General features: G+C 57.5%; 16 protein-coding genes. 3 read left to right on the forward strand and 13 right to left on the reverse strand.

Annotated elements, in window-relative coordinates; translation table 11 throughout:
* Positions 1 to 15: 15 nt before the first annotated feature.
* Positions 16 to 1,242 (reverse strand): efflux RND transporter periplasmic adaptor subunit, encoded by a 1,227-nt coding sequence (locus P0119_00485; protein ID MDF0664528.1) that lies wholly within the window; start codon positions 1,240 to 1,242, stop codon positions 16 to 18.
* 1 nt (position 1,243) lies between these two features.
* Entirely contained in the window at positions 1,244 to 4,411 is a 3,168-nt protein-coding gene (locus P0119_00490) for an efflux RND transporter permease subunit (GenBank protein ID MDF0664529.1), read from the reverse strand.
* Between the two features lie 833 nt (positions 4,412 to 5,244).
* Between P0119_00490 and P0119_00495 the strand changes: the two genes are divergently transcribed.
* Positions 5,245 to 6,864, forward strand: coding sequence for an ATP-binding protein (locus P0119_00495; GenBank protein MDF0664530.1), 1,620 nt, complete (start codon positions 5,245 to 5,247; stop codon positions 6,862 to 6,864).
* Complete coding sequence (locus tag P0119_00500) at positions 6,861 to 8,264, forward strand: sigma-54 dependent transcriptional regulator (protein MDF0664531.1); 1,404 nt, start codon at positions 6,861 to 6,863, stop codon at positions 8,262 to 8,264. The genes P0119_00495 and P0119_00500 overlap by 4 nt, the downstream gene beginning before the upstream one ends.
* Positions 8,265 to 8,278: 14 nt before the next feature.
* On the opposite strand, the gene P0119_00505 is transcribed toward P0119_00500, so the two are convergent.
* The 6 genes from P0119_00505 to P0119_00530 all read right to left on the reverse strand — a co-directional run bounded on the left by P0119_00505 (position 8,279) and on the right by P0119_00530 (position 16,502).
* A complete protein-coding gene (locus tag P0119_00505; protein ID MDF0664532.1) occupies positions 8,279 to 8,599 on the reverse strand; it encodes a hypothetical protein in 321 nt (106 codons plus the stop codon).
* A 264-nt stretch (positions 8,600 to 8,863) separates the two neighbouring features.
* The gene (locus P0119_00510) at positions 8,864 to 10,423 is read right to left on the reverse strand and encodes an efflux transporter outer membrane subunit (protein MDF0664533.1); all 1,560 of its coding nucleotides are present in this window, start codon (positions 10,421 to 10,423) and stop codon (positions 8,864 to 8,866) included.
* Positions 10,424 to 10,526: 103 nt separating this feature from the next.
* The gene (locus P0119_00515) at positions 10,527 to 11,747 is read right to left on the reverse strand and encodes an efflux RND transporter periplasmic adaptor subunit (GenBank protein ID MDF0664534.1); all 1,221 of its coding nucleotides are present in this window, start codon (positions 11,745 to 11,747) and stop codon (positions 10,527 to 10,529) included.
* A 2-nt stretch (positions 11,748 to 11,749) separates the two neighbouring features.
* The gene (locus P0119_00520; protein ID MDF0664535.1) at positions 11,750 to 13,450 is read right to left on the reverse strand and encodes an efflux RND transporter permease subunit; all 1,701 of its coding nucleotides are present in this window, start codon (positions 13,448 to 13,450) and stop codon (positions 11,750 to 11,752) included.
* A complete protein-coding gene (locus P0119_00525; protein MDF0664536.1) occupies positions 13,434 to 14,933 on the reverse strand; it encodes an efflux RND transporter permease subunit in 1,500 nt (499 codons plus the stop codon). The genes P0119_00520 and P0119_00525 overlap by 17 nt, the downstream gene beginning before the upstream one ends.
* Positions 14,934 to 15,002: 69 nt before the next feature.
* Positions 15,003 to 16,502 (reverse strand): efflux RND transporter permease subunit, encoded by a 1,500-nt coding sequence (locus tag P0119_00530; protein MDF0664537.1) that lies wholly within the window; start codon positions 16,500 to 16,502, stop codon positions 15,003 to 15,005.
* A 1,010-nt stretch (positions 16,503 to 17,512) separates the two neighbouring features.
* Here P0119_00530 and P0119_00535 point away from each other — a divergent pair.
* Entirely contained in the window at positions 17,513 to 18,916 is a 1,404-nt protein-coding gene (locus P0119_00535; protein ID MDF0664538.1) for a sigma-54 dependent transcriptional regulator, read from the forward strand.
* Between the two features lie 130 nt (positions 18,917 to 19,046).
* Here the strand turns inward: P0119_00535 and P0119_00540 are convergent, their stop codons facing one another.
* The 5 genes from P0119_00540 to P0119_00560 all read right to left on the reverse strand — a co-directional run bounded on the left by P0119_00540 (position 19,047) and on the right by P0119_00560 (position 23,133).
* Positions 19,047 to 19,436 (reverse strand): hypothetical protein, encoded by a 390-nt coding sequence (locus P0119_00540; protein MDF0664539.1) that lies wholly within the window; start codon positions 19,434 to 19,436, stop codon positions 19,047 to 19,049.
* Positions 19,433 to 20,866, reverse strand: coding sequence for a Si-specific NAD(P)(+) transhydrogenase (sthA, locus tag P0119_00545; protein MDF0664540.1), 1,434 nt, complete (start codon positions 20,864 to 20,866; stop codon positions 19,433 to 19,435). The genes P0119_00540 and sthA overlap by 4 nt, the downstream gene beginning before the upstream one ends.
* Before the next feature lie 191 nt (positions 20,867 to 21,057).
* A complete protein-coding gene (locus tag P0119_00550) occupies positions 21,058 to 21,474 on the reverse strand; it encodes a response regulator (protein MDF0664541.1) in 417 nt (138 codons plus the stop codon).
* A gap of 379 nt (positions 21,475 to 21,853) precedes the next feature.
* Positions 21,854 to 22,756 (reverse strand): prohibitin family protein, encoded by a 903-nt coding sequence (locus P0119_00555; GenBank protein ID MDF0664542.1) that lies wholly within the window; start codon positions 22,754 to 22,756, stop codon positions 21,854 to 21,856.
* A gap of 209 nt (positions 22,757 to 22,965) precedes the next feature.
* The gene (locus tag P0119_00560; GenBank protein ID MDF0664543.1) at positions 22,966 to 23,133 is read right to left on the reverse strand and encodes a hypothetical protein; all 168 of its coding nucleotides are present in this window, start codon (positions 23,131 to 23,133) and stop codon (positions 22,966 to 22,968) included.
* Between the last annotated feature and the right edge of the window lie 457 nt (positions 23,134 to 23,590).

Below are 23,590 nucleotides of genomic sequence, written 5' to 3' on the forward strand. Positions count from 1 at the left end.
CTCGACGCTCAAATGTCATAACGGCTTCGCCGATGAGTCTTGCTTGGGTGCGGCCGCTTCCGGTGCCCGCTTCTCGCCCGTGACGAGATCGTAGCCGGGAGCGGGTGTGACGATGCGCACCTTGGTGCCTTCGAGCAACGCGGCGCTGGGGTTGTTCACGATGCGGTCGCTGGTCGAAATCCCATCTGTTACTTCGACGGTGTTGTCGAGAATTCTGGCGACAGCAATCGGCTTGAAGTGCACCTGGTCGTCCTCCGTTACCACGGCCACCTGCGTGCCATGTTCCTGGAACACCATCGCGCTCGACGGAATCGTCAGCATCTTTTTTTCGACCGGCGCGGTGATACGAACAGTCGCATACGATCCGGGCCAGAGGGCACGGTCATCGTTTTCGATCGTAAAGATCGTGACCGCAGTGCGTGTGCTCACATCGAATCCCTTGGCGACAGTCAGAAACTGGGCCGTAAAATGCCGATTAGGAAATTGCGGTACGGTCACGTCGGCCGTCAAGCCAGGCTTCAGAAAAGGCCCGAACGTCTCCGGCACACTGACGAACAAGCGCATCTTGGTGACGTCGGCTACGGTAAAGAGGTCCCTGATGGCGCCTGCGCTTCCTTCCGGACTCGCTTCTTTATTGACATAGTTGCCGACGTTGATGTTGCGCGCGGTCACCACACCCTCAAAGGGGGCGACGATCGTCTTGAACCGGATCAGCGCCTCGAAGTTCCTGACGTTCTGTTCCGAAGCCTTGACTCGCGCCTGTTGTGCTTTTGCCTCTTGAACCTGCACCGAGATCGACTGCTCGGAGACCGCCTGATTTGGCCGCAACGCCACATAGCGTTTCGCGGTCAGTTCAGCCAGAACATACTTGGCGCGCTCGGTGTCAAGATCCGCCTTGGCTTGGGAATATTGTGCGTCGAGCGCCGGGGCGTTGATCTCAGCAAGGACCTCGCCCTCTTTCACCTGTGCGCCGTAATCCTTGTGCCACATCTTCACATAACCGGAGACCTGCGCGAAGATCTGCGCCTCGTACCAGGCTTGTATATTGCCGGGAAGCGTAATGGTGTCAGTCGCTTCGCCTGGACGCGCCTGCGTGAGGGCCACCGCCGGTATGGCGCGTTCAAGGGTGTTCACCTGCAACGCCGCAGCTGCTTGCTGCTCTCCATAGAATCGGTAGCCAATATAGAGCGTACACAAGAGAATGGCCACAACCACAATGCCTTTGCCACGTAAATTGTTCATGTTAGATAGCCTCCTTTTGAGGAACGGTTCGTCGGTGATAGATCATGGCGTACACGCAGGGAACGAAAAACAGGGTGAACAGGGTCGCGACGGCCAGTCCGCCCATCACGGCGCGACCAAGCGGCGCATTTGGTGAATTCCCCATCGACATCGGCAACATCCCGATGATCATGGCTGCGGCGGTCATGAGGACCGGTCGAATACGAGCCGTGCCGGCCTCCAGGGCGGCTCGGAGCGCGTCGCCATGGGCGGCCAGCCGCTCGCGTGCGAAGGCGACGAGCAGGATCGAATTGGCCGTTGCGGTACCCATGGTCATGATGGCCCCCATGAAAGCAGGGACGGAAATATTCGTATGGGTGGTGAAGAGCGCCCAAGCGATACCGGCCAAGGCGCCGAACAGGGCCGTCACGATGATGAGGGGATCAAGCCACGACTGGAAGTTGATGACGATGAGGAGGTACACCAGCACGACCGCGGCGATGAGACCGACGAACATTTCATGAAGGGCGTCGTGCATCAGCTCGGCCTGGCCGTGGATCTCGACGGCTGCGCTTTGGGGAGTCTCGTCTTTCATTTCATGGATCACCTTCTGGACATCCTCTAGAACTGAACCGAGGTCGCGTCCTTCGTTCGACACGTAGATGTCGTAGAGCGGCATGATATTTCCGTGAGTGATCACTCCCGGAGTTCCCATCGCTGAAATGTTGGCTAGGTTGCCGAGCAGTTGCACATCGTTGCCTTCCGATGAGTCGACATTAGAGTGAGTGACCGGAACGGTCATCAGATCTTTAATGCTGGTGAGTTGGGGTTGCGGTGTATAGACATTGATCCGATAGGACATGCCCGTCGTGCGATCGAGCCAATACTTTTGATCGACCTGTTGGCTGCCGGCGGTCGTCACAAGCATGTTGTTCCCGATGGCTGTCTGGTCCATGTCCATGCCGAGTGCGAACCTGCGATTGGCTTCGACGAGCATGGTCGGCGTGCGCATCGTTTGATGGACTACCACGTTGCTGGCGCCGGGGATCTTGCGGAACTTGTCCGCCAATTTTTGGGCAAACTCATAGTTGGCGTACCGCTCCGGGCCGTTCACCTGCACGTCGATCGGGGAAGGTGAACCGAAGTTAAGAATCTTGTCGGTCAGATCCGCAGGCTGGAACGTGAATTCGGTGCCCGGATAGCGCTCTTCCAGGCCCTTGCTGAGAATTCGTCGGTACTCCCACACCGGCGACTTTTCGTTCTTCAGGGCAATAGTCAGATCGCAATCTTGAGAGCCGATCGTCGGAGTCGGAATGAAGGCAAGGTTATGGGCCCCCACCGGCAGACCGCAATTACTGATGATGTCTTTGACCTGGCCCTTCAACATATCCTCGACGTCATGGGAGGCGAGCGAAGCGATGCGCCCGGCCGCCTCAAGGCGTGTGCCGAGCGGCGCCCGCATATGCATCTGCAGGATGCCTGACTTGACCTCGGGGAAGAACTCACGTCCGTTGTAGTAAAAGAGGATGAGAGATCCGGTCGCGATCACCATCGAGACGACGACGAAACGGCCACGATGGTTGATCGACTGTTCGAGCCGCGCCGTATACGAGTCACGGAACCGGTCGAAACCGCGCTGGAACGCGTCTTGGAAGCGAACAAAGGGATTCCGTGACGGTTTCCCTTCGGAGTGACCGCCGTGCGCCTGGTGTTCCCTCAAAATATATTTTGCCAATGTCGGCACCAAGGTGTACGTCAGGACGAATGAAGCCACTACTGCGATGATGACCGCTTTTGCCATCGGGGGAAACACCCAGCCGGATACGCCGCTCAGATGGAACAGTGGGACCCAGACGATCGTAATGGCGAGTGTGGCAACGAAGGTTGGAAGTATGATCTGACCGGCGGCATCGAGGATCGCGGTCTCCACCGGTTTGCCCTCGGCGAGGTGGGTATCGATATTCTCGATCATGACCGCGGCATTGTCGACGAGAATGCCGACGGCCAAGGCCAATCCGCCCAAGGTCATGATGTTGATCGATTCCTCGAGCCAATGCAGGCCGATGAGGGCGCTGAGAATGGAAAGCGGGATTGACGTCAGAACGATGACGGTCGGCCGCCAGGAACCCAGGAGCAGCAGGACGATGAGGCCGACCAGCGCAGCTGCGATCATCATCTCATGAAGCACATCGGCGATGGCCTCCTTGACGAAACTCGAGGCGTCGAGGATCATCTTGACCTTGACCCCCTGAGGCACGACCTTTTCAATGCGCGGGATCATTTCCCTGATCCCATCGACGACCTCCAAGGTAGATGCTTCGCTGCTCTTCATGACCACGATGATGACCGCTTGTTGACCGTCTACCAGCACACTGTTCGTTTGCACCCGGCCCGCGAGGCGCACCGACGCGACGTCGCGCAGATGAATGAAGGCATTGCCGTCTCGCTTGATCGGGATATCATCGAAATCCGTGATCTTCAATGGAGATGCGTTCGTCAATACGATCCAGTCGGTGGACTTAATCTTGATGTCACCACCGGGAAGCACGAGATTCTGCCTATCGAGAGCTTCATGGACGTCCGAGGGGGAGAGGTGCCGGGCAAGCAATTTCTGCTGGTCAAGGTTGACCATGACTTGCATATCCTGGCCGCCGTATGGGTGGGGCAGGATCGCGCCCGGTATCGTGACCAGCAAAGGACGGATCCGCATGATGCAGAGGTTATAGAGCTCCGCCGGGGTCAGCGTATCCGAAGTGACTTGCAACGTGGCCACCGGCACTTGGGACGGGAACAGACGCATGACCATAGGGGGAGAAATATCAGGCGGCAGCGCTTTAACGGCAGTTTGGGCGATTGCCGCGATATCTGCTTCGCTGCCGGCGAGATCGACTCCGTCCTGAAGAAAAATGTTGATGATGCTGAAACCAAAGAACGAGTGGCTATGGATACGTTTGATCCCTTCTACAGTCGAGGTGAGGAAGCGCTCGAATACGAAGGTGATTCGTCCCTCGACATCCTGCGGCATCAGTCCATCGTAGGCCCAGACGACGGAGCTGACAGGAATTTGGATAACCGGAAAGACGTCAGTCGGTGCCTCGAGGACCGCCATCGCCCCGAACACCACGATAACGATCGCCAGCACAACGAATGTGTAGGGTCTGCGCAAGGCAATGTGGACTAGCTGTTTCATATGAGAGGGCTCTCCATATATCGAAGTTATTATTCTGTCAGAAGTGTAAGTCCGCTTTGCGGCCTTCGAACTCACACTGTCCCACCTTGGTTTACCTGTCTTTAACCTCTATAGAACCTATTGCGAGACAAGAGCATCGTCGAAAAGAAATTCCCAAACCATGGTTCATGACCGAACTACTTAGCAAGGTGTCTGCCTGGCATGCCATGACACACAAGCGTGCCAATTCGTTACAAATGAAACGTGTCACAATTGCACACTGTGTCAAAGGTATCCGGTCGTAATAAATAAGAGGCTCAATGAATGGACGACCGACTCAATATCTTAGCGGTTGTGTTGGCATTTTGCCCCGAGCGAGGTTCGCCTCATCGCCTTGAACTACGATCAGAAACACGAGCGAGAAGCAGTCTATTCATACCTGGGTTTATGCCTTCCCTGACGCACGAAAAGGCATCGATACCTGCGGCCGGTTAATGGAAACATGTGCGTGTTGAGAAGGTGCTGTACGTGCGATAACGCTCGTTTACCATGATTTATACATTACGAACTATGCGTTGATCGTGAAGTTATCGCTTAATCAGTCATTGTTGAACGATGCTGTGTCAGGATCATGTTTTGCAGGTTGTGTCATTGTGGCATTGTCTGACTGTGCAGGAATACTGAGGTCAAAGAGCTAGATTCGCTTATTTTCAAATGACACAGTGACTTCCCAACTATAGAGCTGAAACAATGTCCTGTTACTTCAGCTAAGTAACTGGCTGGAGATACTCCGAATGTCATCGAACCTATTACAGATGTATAAGTATAGGGAGGGAACGTTTGACGAGGGCGAGATGTTCAAGAAGTGGTTCAAGTTCGACGGCATCATGGCTTGGTTCATCGTCACCGGAGCCATGCTTGTCGGACTGTCGATCAGCCTCATGACACTCCTTGAAAGCGACATCGTTAATCGGGCAGGAGCGGAAAATCGCCAGGTCGCGTTTCTGCGCATTTCCGAGTTCGTGGGCAATATGATCGGCAGGACAGGAGGAATCGAGGATGTGACCGTTCTTCAAGAACTGATCCAGGACGTCCGCGAGATCCGCCCTCGAATCCTGCGTCTCTCTGTGTTTGAAATCACGCCCTCATCCAGTTTCCTCATTGTGAGCACGGATCCGAATGTGCCACCTCAGACGTTAGACCGGCAGGAGCGAGCTGAGATCGAAGCGGGACGCCCGATCATGCAACTCGATGAATCATCGGCAGAGCGGGCTTGGCGCATTACGGCCCCGATTGCGATCGACGGCAAAGTCGTCGGTGCGTTGCGTGGTCTGTTTTCGGTGCAGGAGTATGATGATCTCATCAAGCAGGAAATCGAGCTGGCCAAAGGGATCGGCATCGGCGTCGTCCTCGTCGCATCGTTGACCTTTTTGCTGTTGATCCATGTCAAGATCCATCGGCCGGTTCACCGACTCTTGTATGCCATGCAGAACGTGGAGGCTGGAGATCTATCCAGCCATGTAGCGACCACAGGCCCTGTTGAAATTCGAGAGGTGACGGGTCAATTCAACCGCATGCTTGATCGCGTGCGAGAAGCCGGATTAGAGAAGGATCGTCTCCTGGATGAGATTCGGCATTTCAACCAGACGCTGCAGAAGCGGGTCGCAGAGGCCACAGCGGAGCTGCAGCGAGCCAACAGTGAGCTGGTCGAGGCGAGGCTCGCGGTGGAAGAAAGTCAACGATTGGCCGCTCTGGGAGAGTTGTCCGCCACAATGGCCCATGAATTGGGCAACCCATTAAACGCGCTCTCCGGCCATTTGCAAATGCTCACCCATGCCGGCGAATCCTCGAACCGGCAGCGACACCTTGCCGTCATTCGATCCGAGGTCGATCGCATGGTCGCAATCATCAGGCAGGTCTTGGATCAGACTCGTGTACGTCTCCGGTCGGCACCGATCAACCTCAATGGCACCATCCAAGAAGTGTTGTCCCTGCTTTCACCGGATGTGCAAAAGCAGCGCGTGACGGTGAAGACGGACTTACAAGCGGATCTCCCGCCGGTCGCCGGCGACCCCCGTGCCTTGCATGGGCTGCTGTTCAACTTGGCCGTCAACGCCGTCCAGGCTATGCCGTCCGGTGGGAAATTGACCATCAGGACGCACACCGTCTGCAGGACGGAGCTTCCAGGAACCGTTATCGTGAATGAAGGTGCGGTCGTCAACGGCACGGTGGTCCGCTTGACCATCGCCGACACCGGCAACGGGATTCCTCCTGAACACCTATCACGGATATTTGAGCCGTTTTTCACGACGCGACACGAGCAGGGCGGAACAGGACTTGGGTTGGCGATCTGCCACCGCGTGGTGACGGACAGCGGCGGCAGCCTGGCCGTAAAGAGCGGGGTCGGACAGGGTACGGAGTTCACGGTGGACCTGCCTATGTGGAAAGAGCGGGAGATCCGAAAACGCCCATGAGTGGCTTGCCTTCAATCCTGGTCGTGGATGACGACCAGCAGAATCGAGAGATGTTGGCCGAAGCCTTGAGCCAAGTCGGCTTTGACGTGGACATCGCCCGTGACGGCGCGGAAGCCCTGAACAAGGCCAATGAGGTGATGTACGATGCCGTCTTGAGCGACATCCGCATGGCCCCATTGTCCGGTTTGGATTTGTTGAATTCGTTCCGCAAGACTATGCCGGAGATGCCGATTGTCCTGTTGACCGCGTTCGGGTCCGTCGACACGGCGATCCAAGCCATGAAGCAAGGGGCTTATAATTACATCACCAAACCGGTCAATCTCGAAGAGCTCGTGTTCACCATGACGCGCGCCGTCGAGCACCGGCGCCTGATCGAGGACAATCGGACGCTTCAGCGTGCGTTCAGTGAACGGCCGCGGACCGCCTCGTTGATCGGGCAAAGCAAGAAAATGGTCGAGGTGTTCAAACTCGTCGGACGAGTCTCTCGCAGCCGGACCGCCGTGTTGATTCAGGGGGAGAGCGGGACGGGCAAGGAACTCATCGCCCGCGCCATCCACGACAACAGCCCCCGGGCCACGCACCGGTTCGTCGCCGTGAACTGCAGTGCGATTCCCGACTCCTTGCTCGAAAGCGAGCTCTTCGGCCACATCAAGGGGTCGTTTACCGGGGCCCATATCTTACGGCGGGGCTTGCTGGAGGAGGCGAGCGGCGGGACCTTCTTCTTGGACGAAGTCGGCGATCTCTCGTCGGCTGGACAGGCCAAACTGCTGCGCGTCCTCCAGGAAGGAGAAGTCCGACGGATCGGGAGCAACGAGTCGGTACGGGTGGATGTGCGGATCATCGCCGCGTCGCGCCGGAATCTGGCCGACTTGATCGAGGCCGGTCGGTTTCGAGAGGATCTGCTCTATCGGCTGAACACGGTCAACATTTTCATCCCGCCGCTCCGGGAGCGGCCTGAAGACATTCCCTTACTGGCCGAGTTCTTTCTCGCCCGCTACGGCGATGAGAAGGAAGTTCCCGTCACGTCCTTTTCCCCTGCCGCGATGCGTGCGCTGACGGGCTATGCGTGGCCGGGCAATGTGCGTGAGTTAGAGCACGTCGTGGAACGGGCGGTGGCGCTGGCCTCGCACGCAATCCTCTCTATCGACGACCTGCCGCCCGAAGTCCTGCAGACTAACGGCAATCATGGGGACCGCGTCGAGATTTTACCCGGCACACTCAAGGCTCTGCAGCGGGACCAGGTGCTCAAGATGCTGGAGTCCGCGCAGGGCAACAAGGAGCGGACGGCACGTTTACTCGGCATCAGTCGGCGTACGCTGTACCGGCTCCTCGACCGATACGGACTCGGCAAAACGCGGCTTTCGACCGAGGTCGATGTTTCGGATCCGACCGGTTCCTGATCCTGGGCGGTGCGTTACACATGCTCGTCACAAGGGAAGGAAAAGACCTTGAGGGGAATCGGGGTGTCATGGGACGACGCTTTGCGTGTGGCATGCAGGGCTTGCAGCGCGGTGATCGCCTGATCGGCATGGTCGGAGGGGAGGACCGCAAAAATGATCGTATTGGTGTCGGGGTTGAGGAAGGTCCCATACACACGACCCGAGACCCCCTTCCCCATGACGTTACTCAAGACCGTGTAGGCCTTGACCCCGTTTCGCTCCAGGAGGTCCTCTAAGTCCCCTAACATCGAGTCTCGGGCCACAATGATGAGGGTTCTCATCTGCGTGTTATCCATCTGTTCTCATCCCTCCCGTCCGGATGCCACCCTCATGAGACCAGCCTCGTCCCGACCACCTATTTGAGTGCCGATTCGTGGCTCAGTTCCTGAATCAATGGATCACCATCTGTGCTCGTGGCCCTGCATTCGCCGAACAAGGTGCCTGCCTTAGTCACTTCGTTGTGAGACGTCCGCCTCGTCGTTCGTGCATCCGCTCTCGTGGGTTCCAGGCCAGCGACCCTGGTCCTGTTCTACCGCCGTGCAGGTTGCCGATGCAACCCCTCATTGTTGCCGCACGGCGGGCTTGGTCAGATCGTTGTACAAATGGTTATTCTCGGGATGCCCCGCGATGATCCCGCCGGCCCCGCCGGCGGGAGTCGATTTGTCAATCTTGACATATTGGAACGTCCCAAACGGTTGAATCTGCTCGTCCGAGGGCAATTGCTGCCGGTTCCACCCGCCGCCCAGGGCGCGGATGAGGGCGACGGAGGAGCGCAGCAGGTCGGCCTTGATTTGCACCGCGTCGATGCGCGCCAGCAGCGTCTGGAGCTCGGCGTAAATGACTTCCAAACTGGACGCCAGCCCGCCCTGGTACAGTTCGATGGTGAGATTCTGCGTTTTGAAGTACGCGCCCACGGCGGCGTCCTGCCGATCGGCCGCGAGGGTCAGGCGGTTCGTCAGAGTCAAATTGTTCTCGACCTCGCGAAACGCGTTGAGCACGGTCGACCGGTACAGATCCTCCATTTCGCGATAGGCCGCCCAGGCCTGGTTCAATTGGGCGCGGCGATAGCCCCCTTGGAACACCGGGAGCGACACGGCGGCGCCATAGGCCCAGAAACTATTGGCCAGCTTGACCAGATTGAAGCCGTCTTCAAAGCCGCCATCCGCCCGAAACGCAAGGTTGGGAAAAAACGCGGCCCGGGCGATCCCGACGGCCCGGCTGGCCTGGGCCATCCGGCGCTCACTGCCCGCGATGTCGGGCCGGCGCTCCAGCAAGGTGGCGGGCAGGGTCCGCGGCACCGTAAAGCTGGCGACCTGCAGTTCGTTGATCGGGTCAATCGTAAAACTGGTCGGCGTCACATTGAGCAGGATGGCGATCGCCTGTTCCGTCACTTGCCGTTGGGCTTGCACCTGCGCGAGTTTCGTCTGGGTGCTGTAGTACAGCGATTCCACCCGGGCGACATCGAGGGCGGACGCGATCGCGCCGGCAAACTGAGATTTGACGAGGTCGAGCGTGCTTTTGTAGAGGTCGATCGATTGCACGTAGATGGCGGTCTGGGCGTCGAAGCCCCGGAGGAGCCAATAGTCCGTCCCCACCTCCGCTTGAAGGCTCAGGCGGGCGAGACCCCAGTCGGCGGCCCGTTCTTGAGCGCGGTAGGTCTCCACCTGGGCGGTATTGCGAAGCGCCGACCATAAATCATACTCCCAGGAGGCCAACCCACCCAGTTCCATCGTGGCTTGTTGCAACGGGCTATTTTCTGGACGAAAGAGGCGCTCAAACGACTGCCGGTTGTGGGACCCGCCGAACTCGATCCCGATCTGCGGCAGGTATTGCGCCCGGGCCTTCATCATGATGTTACGGGCCTGCACGAACCGCTCGGCGGCGGCCTGGAGGTCCGGATTGGCCTCCATGGCCTGCTCGACGAGCTTATTCAGCACCGGATCGTTATACGCTTTCCACCAATCCGGGCGCAGTTCCGTATCCGACGGAGTGGCCTCCACGAAGGGACTGGAGCCATGCCACGACGCCGGTACGACGTATTGCGGCGGCTCATAGGTCGGCGCCAGATTGGCGCGCGGTAACCAATCGCTGCACGCCGGCAGCAGGAGCGCCACCAGCACCAGGCTGCAGCGCTCCAGGCAGGCGCGCACAAGACACAATAGGTCCGATCTCGTTGGTCTTCTCATGGGTACACAATCGCTCCAATCTCTCGACGCTCAAATGTCATAACGGCTTCGACGATGAGTCTTGCTTGGGTGCGGCCGCTTCCGGTGCCGGCTTCTCGCCCGTGACGAGATCGTAGCCTGCAGTAGGTGTGACGATGCGTACCTTGTTGCCCTCGAGCAATGCGGCGCTCGGGTTGTTCACGATGCGATCGTCGGGTGAAAGTCCCTCTTCAACCTCGACAATTTGATCCATGAGTTTACTAATCTTGATAGGTTTGAGGTGGATACGATCGTCCTCCGTTACCACGGCCACTTGTGTGCCTCGCTCCTGGAACACCAACGCAGTGGAGGGCATCGTGAAGGCTTGTCGGTCGATCGGCGCCGTCAGATGGACCTGGGCGTAGGAGCCGGGCCAGAGCGCTCGGTCCTCGTTGTCGATCGTGAACACGGTGGTGGCGGTGCGAGTGCCCACCTCGAATCCCTTGGCAACGGTCAGAAACTGAAAGTCGAAATGTCGATGAGGCAATTGCGGCACGGTCACGTCGGCCTTCAGGCCCGGCTGGAGAAACGGTCCGAACGCCTCCGGCACACTGACAAAGAGACGCAGCTTATCGACGACGGCGACTGTAAACAGGTTCGTTTTCGCATTGGGGGTACTGAGGTTGCCCTCCTTACTGACCAAGTCGCCGACGTTGATGTTACGTTGGATGACGACACCGTCAAACGGCGCGATGATCTTCTTAAACCCAATGAACGCCTCGATGTTCTTGACCTTTTGCTCCGCTGCCTTGACCATCGCGCCCTGGGCTCTCATGTTTTGTTCCTGCACCGTGATCGACTGCTCGGACACCGCATGATTGGGGCGCAGCGCGATCCAGCGATTCGCGGTCACTTCGGCGAGCCGATATTTGGCGCGCTCGGATTCTAAATCCGCATGAGCCTGCCGAAATTCGGCGTCGAGATCCGGCGTGCTGATTTCGGCGAGGAGGTCGCCTGCCTTCACTGTGTCACCGTAGTCTTTGTGCCACATCTTCACATAGCCCGTGACGCGCGCGTAGATCGGCGCCTCGTACCAACCCACGATATTGCCGGGAAGCACAATGGTCTCGCTCCCCGGAAGCGGCTTGGGAGAAACGACCGCGACCGTGGGCACGGCCTCTTCGAGCGTCTTGTTGTGCAGCAAGGCGGCGTCGCTTTTGGCCTCTTGCATCCGATAGCCGAGGTAGGCTCCACAGACAATGACTGCTGCAATGATGATACGTGATCTAATGGATGTCATAATCATATGATCTCCTTCGGTAGCTTAGCCGTACGCCGGCTGTAAACGATGGCATACACGCAGGGTACGAAAAACAGGGTGAAGAGCGTGGCCATGAGCAAGCCGCCGATGACGGCGCGACCCAATGGCGCGTTCTGTGAATAGCCCGTCGCCATGGGGACCATCCCGATAATCATGGCCGCGGCCGTCATGAGCACAGGACGGAACCTGGTCGTTCCGGCTTCGATCGCGGCCCGCAGCGCGTCGCCGTGCTCCTGGAGCATCTCGCGCGCATAGGACACCACGAGGATCGAGTTGGCGGTCCCTGTGCCCATGCACATGATGGCGCCGGTCAGCGCTGGCTCCGACAGACGCGTATGGGTGAGAAACAAGGCCCAGGCGATGCCTGCCAGCGCGCCGGGCAAGGCGGTAATGATGATGAAGGGATCGAGCCAGGATTGGAAATTGACGACGATCAACAGATAGATCAGCACGATCGCGGCGAGCAGCCCGAAGATCAGCTCAGAGTAGGCGTCCCGCATCAGCTGGGCTTGGCCGTGGATCTCAATTTCAGCCGTGCGGGGCTTCTCGTGCTTCAGACTCTCGGTAACCTTTTCAACGTCCGCTAAAACGGCACCGAGGTCGCGCCCCTCAGTCGAGACATAGATGTCGAAGAGGGGCATGATGTTGCCGTGCGTGACGACGCCCGGCGTTCCCTCCACCGAAAGGTCGGTCAAATTTCCTAGGAGTTGCACTTCGTTTGTGGTGGTATCGTTCCCTGAGTCGACCGGGACGGTCTTGAGGCTATTGACGCTATTGATGAACGGCTGCGGCGTATAGACGTTGATCAGGTACGACATACCGGTTGAGGGATCAAGCCAGTAGACCTGATCCACTTGTTGGCTCCCGGCGGTCGTCATGAGTAAGTTGTCGGCCATGTCCGACAGGGTTCTATTGACTCCGAGTCCGAACGTGCGGTCGCCTTCGACCATCATGGTCGGCGTGCGCATGGTTTGCTGGATGACCACGTCTGTGGCGCCGGGGATGTCGCGATATTTGTCCATCAACTTCCGAGCAAACTCATAGCTGGCGTAGATGTCCGGGCCGTTGACCTGCACGTCGATCGGCGCGGGCGCGCCGAAGTTGAGAATCTTGGCGGTTAGATCGGACGGCTGAAACGTGAATTCGGTCCCCGGAAAGCGCTCCTTCAAGCCCTTACGGACGATCTGGCGGTACTCCCACACGGGAGACTTTTCGTCCTTCAAGAGGATCGTCAAATCACAATCCTGAGAGCCGACCGTCGGTGTCGGAATGAACGCGAGATTGTGCGGCCCGACCGGCAGACCGCAATTGCTGACGATGTTTTCGACTTGATCGGGCAACAGCTCTTCGATGGTGGCGGACACCAACGTGGCCAGACGTCCGCTCACCTCGATGCGTGTGCCGAGCGGTGCCCGCATGTGCATTTGCAAGACCCCCGACCGGATCTCCGGGAAATAGTCGCGGCCGAGGAAGAAAAATAAGCCCATCGAGGCTACCGCGATGACGAGTGAAACGGTGACGAAGACACGACGACGAGCGATCGCCCATTCCAACGAGGCGCCGTAGCGCTCGCGAAACCGATTGAAATGGCGCTCGAAGTTCTTCTGAAAGCGGACGAAGATATTCGCCGATTGTTCCGCGCCTGGTTGTTCGTGGTGGTGGCCTTCATGCGGTTGCGACATGGTGACTCCTCATCATATATTTTGCCATGGTGGGCACTAGTGTGAACGAAAGGATGAACGACGCGAGCATCGCGATCATGACGGCCTCCGCCATGGGCTTAAAGAGATAGCCGGAACTGCCGGTCAGCCCGAAGAGCGGGAGCCAGGCGATCGCGATGCAGAGCGTGGCGACGAGCGTCGGGACGACGATCTGATTGGCGGCGTCGATGATGGCCTGTTCCAGCGGCTTGCCCATCTCGAGATGGCGATCGATGTTTTCGATCATCACAGTTGCATCATCCACGAGGATCCCGACGGCCAGGGCCAGCCCGCCCAAGGTCATGACGTTGATCGTCTCCCCGAGCCAATGCAGGCCGATGATTGCGGTCAAGATGGACAGCGGGATCGACGTCCAGACGATGACGGTGGCCCGCCAGGAGCCGAGCAACAGCAGCACAATGAGGCCGACCAGCGCGCCGGCGGTCAGCATTTCATGCAGCACGTCGGAGATCGCATCCTTGACGAAGGTCGAGGCGTCGTCCAAGAGCCGGATCTTCACGCTCTCCGGGACGACTTGCTCGGCCCGGGGAATCATCTTCTTGATCCCATCCACCACCGCCAGGGTCGAGGCCTCGGTGCTCTTCATGACGACGATGATGATGGTCTGCTTGCCTTTGACCAGCACCGCGTTCTGTTGCACTCGGCCCATGAGGCGCACCGAGGCCACGTCGCGCAGATAGACGAACGCGTTGCCTTCCCGCTTGATCGGGATATTGGCGAACTCATCGATCTGCAACGGTGACGCATTCGACTGAACGATCCAATCCGTCGTGTTGATCTTGATGTCGCCGGTGGGCAGCACGCGGTATTGCTTCATGAGGACATTGTGAATGTCGGACGGCGTGAGACTGCGGGCGAGCATTTTCTGTGGATCGAGGTTGACCATGACCTGCATATCCTGGCCCCCATAGGGATGCGGCAGGATGGCGCCGTTGACGGTCACGAGCAGCGGGCGGATCCGCATGTAGGCGAGGTTGTAGAGCTCCGCAGGGGTCATACTGTCGGAGCTCACCTCCAGCATCGCCACGGGGATCGACGAGGGGGCGAGGCGCATGATCATGGGCGGAGAAATGTCGGGCGGCAACGCTTTCACGACCGTCTGGGCAATAGCCGCGATGTCCGCTTCGGCCCGCCCCACGTCCACGCCGTCTTGGAGATAGATATTGGTGATACTACTCCCGTAGTAGGAGTGGCTGTGCATGTACTTGATGCCTTCTACGGTGGCGGTCACGAACCGTTCGAACAGATACGTGATGCGGCCTTCCACCTGTTGCGGCAACAGGCCGGAGTAGATCCAGACGACGGAGGTGACCGGAATCAAGATATTCGGTAAGACATCGGTCGGCATGTGCTGAACCGTCATCCCCCCGAACAGCACGATGAGGATCGACATCACCACGAAGGTGTACGGTCTGCGCAAGGCTATCGCGACGATCTGCTTCATCCTTCACCTGTGACCTTCGTTAGGGACTTCCTCAAGGATTCCGCGCCTGGTTGTTCGTGGTGGTGGCCTTCATGCGGTTGCGACATGGTGACTCCTCATCATATATTTCGCCATGGTCGGCACCAATGTGCGCGAAAGGATGAACGACGCGATCATCGCGATCATGACGGCCTCCGCCATGGGCTTAAAGAGATAGCCGGAGGCACCGGTCAGCCCGAAGAGCGGGAGCCAGGCGATCGCGATGCAGAGCGTGGCGACGAGCGTCGGGACGACGATCTGATTGGCGGCGTCGATGATGGCCTGTTCCAGCGGCTTGCCCATCTCGAGATGGCGATCGATGTTTTCGATCATCACAGTTGCATCATCCACGAGGATCCCGACGGCCAGGGCCAGCCCGCCCAAGGTCATGACGTTGATCGTCTCCCCGAGCCAATGCAGGCCGATGATTGCGGTCAAGATGGACAGCGGGATCGACGTCCAGACGATGACGGTGGCCCGCCAGGAGCCGAGCAACAGCAGCACAATGAGGCCGACCAGCGCGCCGGCGGTCAGCATTTCATGCAGCACGTCGGAGATCGCATCCTTGACGAAGGTCGAGGCGTCGTCCAAGAGCCGGATCTTCACGCTCTCCGGGACGACTTGCTCGGCCCGGGGAATCATCTTCTTGATCCCATCCACCACCGCCAGGGTCGAGGCCTCGGTGCTCTTCATGACGACGATGATGATGGTCTGCTTGCCTTTGACCAGCACCGCGTTCTGTTGCACTCGGCCCATGAGGCGCACCGAGGCCACGTCGCGCAGATAGACGAACGCGTTGCCTTCCCGCTTGATCGGGATATTGGCGAACTCATCGATCTGCAACGGTGACGCATTCGACTGAACGATCCAATCCGTCGTGTTGATCTTGATGTCGCCGGTGGGCAGCACGCGGTATTGCTTCATGAGGACATTGTGAATGTCGGACGGCGTGAGACTGCGGGCGAGCATTTTCTGTGGATCGAGGTTGACCATGACCTGCATATCCTGGCCCCCATAGGGATGCGGCAGGATGGCGCCGTTGACGGTCACGAGCAGCGGGCGGATCCGCATGTAGGCGAGGTTGTAGAGCTCCGCAGGGGTCATACTGTCGGAGCTCACCTCCAGCATCGCCACGGGGATCGACGAGGGGGCGAGGCGCATGATCATGGGCGGAGAAATGTCGGGCGGCAACGCTTTCACGACCGTCTGGGCAATAGCCGCGATGTCCGCTTCGGCCCGCCCCACGTCCACGCCGTCTTGGAGATAGATATTGGTGATACTACTCCCGTAGTAGGAGTGGCTGTGCATGTACTTGATGCCTTCTACGGTGGCGGTCACGAACCGTTCGAACAGATACGTGATGCGGCCTTCCACCTGTTGCGGCAACAGGCCGGAGTAGATCCAGACGACGGAGGTGACCGGAATGGTGATATTCGGGAAGACATCGGTCGGCATGTGCTGAACCGTCAGCCCCCCGAACAGCACGATGAGGATCGACATCACCACGAAGGTGTACGGTCTGCGCAGAGCAATGAGAACGATCTTATTCATGCCAGATCCTCTTATTCTTTTTCGCGTTCATATTCATGGAACCAGTCTCTTAATCGGAACCATCGGAACCATAGGAGATTGCTTCTCAGGAAGGCCGCCGTTCACATTCATAAAGCTTGTGAGCGATCGAGCTTCAAATGAAAGATGCAGCGTGCCCGCCGCCGATTCTTTCACCGATCTGTCCTGATCTACCACCGGCTTAATTGCGACAGGGTCATCTTGAATGCTGATCATGAGATCAATACCGTGCAAAGTGTCTGCCTAACCTAGTGAAGTGCGCAGGTCGTACGAATTATGACAGTTGACGTAGTTTTCCTCGGAAAGAGTGAAACTCGATCAAAAGACACTGTGTCAGGAACGCATAGGTGTGCCAAGATGACCTAGTCTGAGCGCATCCATCGACGATGGATGCGGAGCGATTCATCAAAAACGATTATTCGAATAAATGTGATCTTAGAGCGCGAGTAGATTGAGCAATCAATCGTGGAATTGTTCAGAAAAACATGTGTTTGTCTTTGAGGGTTGTGCTGTGAGCTGCCCTTCGGAATGATTCTGACAGAGGCTCCAGACGATCGTGAGAATAACTCCATCGTAAGTCGGAAACTGCACGTCTGTGGCGCGTAGAGACTCTCACTGAGAGAGTTGCGCTGCTTCGAGGCGAGGCAAAACGACAGACATGTGCGACTACGCCCTCTTCCACCCAGTAAGAAATCTCTGAGATCTATCAAGAGACATCATAATAAATACAATTGCATGCTCGCTGAAAACCACTTGTGTGGATGCTCAAGGTCCTAGGGTTCCATCGAGGAGTATCGCTTGAGAGAGAGATCGACATGCGTAACGCACGACATACACAGACTCTTGGCATGGCACGTGCTTAGAACAGGAATGAAGGAAATAGTGCTCTTGTGGATCAGTGGTAGCCTCGCCGTAAAGAGCGGGGTGAGACAGGGTACCGAGTTCACGGTGGACCTGCCTATGTGGAAGGAGCGGGAGATCCGGAAACGCCCATGAGTGGCTTGCCTTCAATCCTGGTCGTGGATGACGATCAACAGAATCGAGAGATGTTGGCCGAAGCCTTGAGCCAAGTCGGCTTTGAGGTGGACATGGCCTGTGACGGCGCGGAAGCCCTGAGCAAAGCCAATGAGGTGATGTACGATGCCGTCTTGAGCGACATCCGCATGACCCCATTGTCCGGTTTGGATCTGTTGGATTTTCTACGCAAGACTATGCCGGAGATGCCGATTGTCCTGTTGACCGCGTTCGGGTCCGTCGACACGGCGATCCAAGCCATGAAGCAAGGGGCCTATAATTACATCACCAAACCGGTCAATCTCGAAGAACTCGTGCTCACCATGACGCGCGCTGTCGAGTACCGGCGCCTGATCGAGGACAATCGGACGCTTCCACGTGCGTTCAGTGAACGGCCGCGGACCGCCTCGTTGATCGGGCAAAGCAAGAAACTGGTCGAGGTGTTCAAACTCGTCGGACGAGTCTCTCGCAGCCGAGCCTCCGTGTTGATTCAGGGGGAGAGCGGGACGGGCAAGGAACTCATCGCCCGCGCCATCCACGACAACAGCCCCCGGGCCACGCACCGGTTCGTCGCCGTGAACTGCAGTGCGATTCCCGACTCCTTGCTCGAAAGCGAGCTCTTCGGCCACATCAAGGGGTCGTTTACCGGAGCCCATATCTTGCGGCGGGGCTTGCTGGAGGAGGCGAGCGGCGGGACCTTCTTCTTGGACGAAGTCGGCGATCTCTCGTCGGTCGGGCAGGCCAAACTGCTGCGTGTCCTCCAGGAAGGAGAAATCCGACGGATCGGGAGCAACGAGTCGGTACAGGTGGACGTGCGGGTCATCGCCGCGTCGCGCCGGAATCTGGCCGACTTGATCGAGGCCGGTCGGTTTCGAGAGGATCTCCTCTATCGGCTGAATACGGTCAACATTTTCATCCCGCCGCTCCGGGAGCGGCCGGAAGACATTCCCGTGCTGGCCGAGTTCTTTCTCGCCCGCTACGGCGATGAGAAGGAAGTTCCCGTCACATCCTTTTCCCCTGCCGCGATGCGTGCGCTGACGGGGTATGCGTGGCCGGGCAATGTGCGTGAGTTAGAGCACGTCGTGGAACGGGCGGTGGCGCTGACGTCGCACGCGATTCTCGCGCTCGATGATCTTCCTTCTGAAATCCTTCGTAAAGACGGAGGCATCTCGAACCACAATCACCTCTTGCCCGGCACACTGAAGGCCCTGCAGCGGGACCAGGTGCTTAGAATGCTGGAATCAGCGCATGGCAACAAGGAGCGGACGGCACGTTTACTCGGCATCAGTCGGCGTACGCTGTACCGGCTCCTCGACCGATACGACGTCGGCAAAACTCAGCCTTCGCCCGAGGCCGATACATCGGATCCTAATGGGTCTTGATAGGTCGTTCGGTCGGTGTGCGTGGCAGAGGAGTTCCGTACCTTCATCAGGTGTTCCTCGGAAACGGTCTGGTAGGGCCCCTGAAAACTACGTAAGGGCATCGATCTGGTCGATGCCGATTGTTCGTGGCTCATTGCGGCGCGGACTGAAGTTGTTGGATCATGTCGGGTGGAATCTCGCGCGCGGCGTTCTTGGCCTGCGTGTCCGCATAGACGGCTGCTTCTTCCAACTGGTGGGCGAAGAGCCGCATCTGCTTCGCGAACTCGTTCATCGCCGGCCCTGGCTGTGTCTTCAAGAGCAGGTCGGTTTCGCGTTCTCTGAGCCTCGCCATGGCATGAAGCTCTCGCCCTTCCTCCCGCCAATAAAACATTCGGTCCGAGGCGCGCATCTGGGAGACGGTCTGCGTCGCGGCCGGCTCTGTGGAGGGCGCTGTTGGTTGCGCCGACCCATTCATCGCACAGGCAGGGAGTATCCCGAGCATTCCACAGAAGATGATCGAAAGCATGTCCTTAGCGTTCATGTGGCCTCCTTTGGCACGTGGGACGCCGTCATGGCGAGTTTGTTATGCGCATCTAACGCGGCTACGTTGTAACATTCGGCCAACGTCGGATAGTTGAAGATTGTGCGCAAGAAATACTCCAACCCGCCACCGAGGTCGAGCACTGCCTGACCAATATGCGTTAATTCCGTCGCCCCCGTTCCGATGGCGTGCACGGCGAGCAGCCTTCGATCCGCACGATGAAATAGTAATTTCACAAGCCCGCTGTCGTCGCCAAGGATCTGCCCCCGGGCGATTTCGCGATACCGCGCGACCCCTGTTTCGTACGGTACGTGCTGGTCGGTCAGAACCTGCTCCGGTGGTCCGGTCATAGAAATCTCGGGGATTGCGTAAATGCCTACAGGCGGGTGGTCGGGGAGTGGATCAATTTCCACTCCAAAGGCGTGGCAAGCCACGTGGCGCCCTTGGGAGGCAGAAGTGGAGGCGAGGCTGGGATAGCCGATAATATCGCCTGCAGCAAAGATGTGGGGGATTTTAGTGCGAAACTGAGCATCGACCGTGAGGCGGCCTCGCTTGTCGGCGCTCAAACCTGCTGCGGCAAGATTGAGTCTCTCCACGGCGCCCATCCTTCCGACCGAGTAGAGAACTGATTCGGCCAGAATGCGCTTCCCTGACTCCAACGTGAGGATGGCTCGATGGGGCTCCTCATCGGTCAGGTCGAGCTTTTCGACCGCCTCGCCCAGTCGAAAGGTGACGTTGCGATTGCGCATCTGATGCATCAATTCCTCGACGATCTCGGAGTCCAGAAACTCCAAGAGGCCCGTTCGCTGGTCGACCAATGTGACGTGGATTTTCAAGGCTGCCAACATGGAAGCGTACTCAACGCCGATGATGCCGCCGCCGACGACGACCATCTTTCGCGGGAGCTTCTTGATGCTCGTGATGTCGTCACTGGTCAGGATGACCTCTCCGTCAACCGACACGCCTTCAGGTTGAGCAGGAATGGTTCCGGTCGCGATCAAGATGTTCGCCGCGGTGACGATCCTGGACTCTTGTTCAGCGGCGACGGAGACGGTATGGGTGTCTTTGAAGGACGCCTCTCCTTGAATCAACACCACGTCGTTCCGGCGAAGTTGATCGGCGACGACCTCGACTTCTCGCTTGGTGACATCCGCGACCCGGGCCAAGAGTTGCGCCGCCGTCGGTCGGCTGTCGAAGTGATTCCCTAAATGCTGTTCGACATGATGAGCGGCGCACAGAAAAGACAGCACCGCTTCACGAAACGTTTTGCTGGGGATCGTACCGGTTTCTACGCAGACGCCGCCCAAAATGCACCTGCGTTCAATGACGGCGACGCGTTTGCCGAGTTTTGCTGCTTGGATCGACGCCCGCTGGCCGGCAGGGCCGCTTCCGATACAGAGCAGGTCAAAATCGTACGTGTCACGAGCCATAGGTAGTCACCGGGCAAGGCGATGATCGAACAGAAAGCGTATGGGAATAGACAAGAGGGTTGCTGAGATGAAAGCCTCTTTTCCCCAAGATCTTCGAAACAACATCTGGCGAAATCGTTTATTGATTGGGCCATACTCCTCAAGCCAGCCAACATAGGGTGACGAGCACCCGTTGCATTTTCGTCTCATCATCACGAAGACAGGAGGATAGGTTTCGACATTCGTGATCGAGGTTCACGCGTCGATCGGATGGCGTTCCTCATGAGCTCCAGCAACTCACTGAAGACATATGGTTTGCGAAGGATGCCGTATGCTCTGCCTTGCTCGGCCAGTGGAGACAACTGTGTTTCGTCATGCAGCAAGAGAATCGTGGGGAGACCTGGCCAAAGAAGTCGGACTAGCAAGATGAGCCGAAATCCATTGATCTGTGGTATGTGATGAGCGCTGATCACCACATCGAATCGTCGACGTTTCAGTTCTTCCAACGCTAGGCATTCCTCGGACACCTGGTGGACGCGATATCCTTCATTCTCCAACATCCGACTCAACACGTGGCGCTGATCATCGTTGTGCTCGACGATCAGCACGCTCTTGCCAGACTCGATCATATCGCCCTCCTTCGCTCAATTCTGGACCGCTTCGTTACCTTGCGCTTCCTGAGCGGGGTCCCCATCGATTTCGATGCGCTTATGCACAGGGTATCTCTATCTTCATTGTCTGTTGGGGAACGTCGACTCCGATGTTTCGAGGTCCTGCTGCACGTGTCGAGTGATCCTTCAGGCGATTGATATAAATGGCCGCGTCCTCGATGTTTCCACAGTTAACGCATCGCGACCCTTGCAGTTGGCTCGAACCAGCCGGTCCCGTGACATCAGAGATCGGCTCAAATACCATGAACCCATTGCAGCGTCCGCACGTCACGGTCTCACCTCCATTTTCTGTTGCCGCTGAGAAGTATGCAATTGCATAATTTTCTTAAGCGACGGCCTACTGCCGGCCCAAACGCATGTCTGAGCCCATACGAAATTCCTCACGCGACTGCCCGGTTGAGTGGTCAGTCCCGGGATTGATCAAAATCGGCACATTGAGCTTGTCCGGTAGGAGGACAAACTTGGAATTCGAACTGTCATAGAGTTTGAATCGGAGATATTCCGGCGTCAGCGTCTTGGTAATGGTTTCCTGTGCCTTCGCCTGGCCAACCGACCTAATTCTGAGACCTTCCGCCTCTCCTTCGGCTCGAATACGAATAGAATCGCCCTCCCCTTTCGCGCGACGGCGAGCAATCTCAGCGTCTTTTTCGGCGATAATGAGCTCGAATTCTTTTTGTTCCTTCTCTTGTTCTTTTGCCTGCTTACGTTCCACAGCCTCCAGGACGACCCTGGCCAGTTCGATGTCGGCCAAAGCAACGCTCGCGACTTCGAGATGGCGGCCTTTGAGTTTATCGACCACAACCGCCTGTACTTTGCTTGCGATTTCCGAGCTTTTCTCCGGTACGGTGACCATGGCATAGTTCGAGACGACACTTCTGACCGCCGCCAATAGCTCCGGTCGGACGACGCGAGGATAGAAATCTGGTCCGATTTCCTGTGCCAGGAAATAGACCTCCTCAGGAATCGGCCTCAGGATAATGGCTGTTTTGAGGACGACGAGCAGGTCGTCTGAGCTCAGTGCGTCGACCGATTCGGTGTAACTGCGCACCTGCACGTCGTACAGGTAGATGTCGTTCCAGGGTGCCCGCCAATAGAACCCGCTCTTCAGGGTTTCGGTGGTCAGGCCTTCGCTCAAAGGATACCAACGTAATCCCCGTTGACCTGGTGCGACGGTCGTCCCGCAAGCTTGCAGTGAGCCCAATATCATGACAAGCAACATGACCTTCACAACATAACGCATGATTCCTCCTTTTCTGCCGAACGAGAGGTACGGTCGGCCTATGAAGATCCTGACCGTCCGGCAGAAGATGACCTCGACTCGCCAGGCTCTTCCCGATTCCCTGCGTGGTCGACCATCAACAGCAATAAAACCGGTTCTAGAAGAAGGCCTAATCCGTAACAGCTCCTACCAGTGTCTCCTCTTGCTATGTCATAATAGAGAAGACGTCGTTACTGCCGAATCTCTCGGCGTTGTCTCTCCCACACCTCTTGTAGGAGGACGATCTTGCTGAAGGAGAGATCCGCTACGAACTCGCGCAGTTGCTTGGTTTCCTCCTCGAGTTGCCGTTTTTGTCTCGCAACCATGACCCGCTTCTTGGAAGATCTACCGTCGGCCATTGTCTTCCCTCCTCGTGAGTGTTCCTGACTTCGATGATGTGCCGCTGTCAGTCTCGGCTGAGTGGAGCAGGATTGAAGAGGTACGTGAACGGGTCAGACCGGGATGCAGGTGACGGAGCCTCAGCTGCAAGCCTTCGAACGATTTGCCATAGACCTGATCGTCAGGATGGGATTTCGGATAACCACGCCAAATCTCTTGATCCGGAAGAAACATGTAGTCCATCAATTCCATCGTGGATCCATAGCTCAAATGAGAGTTTGTATTTTTGTGGTGTTTCGTCAGACTAGTGCGACTCTGACGTTTGCGATCCTCTGCGTTCCGATTACGTGCCATTCTCGTTTGGTATTCATCGTCGACCACCTGCCTTTACCAGGAGCAAACGCAATGCCAGCAATAAAAACGAATTACCGGCCTATCCGTGGGGAGAGTTTTCAGTTTTCCGTCTTTGGCTGGTTG

It is taken from the genome of Nitrospira sp. (assembly GCA_029194665.1).
GTDB lineage: Bacteria > Nitrospirota > Nitrospiria > Nitrospirales > Nitrospiraceae > Nitrospira_D.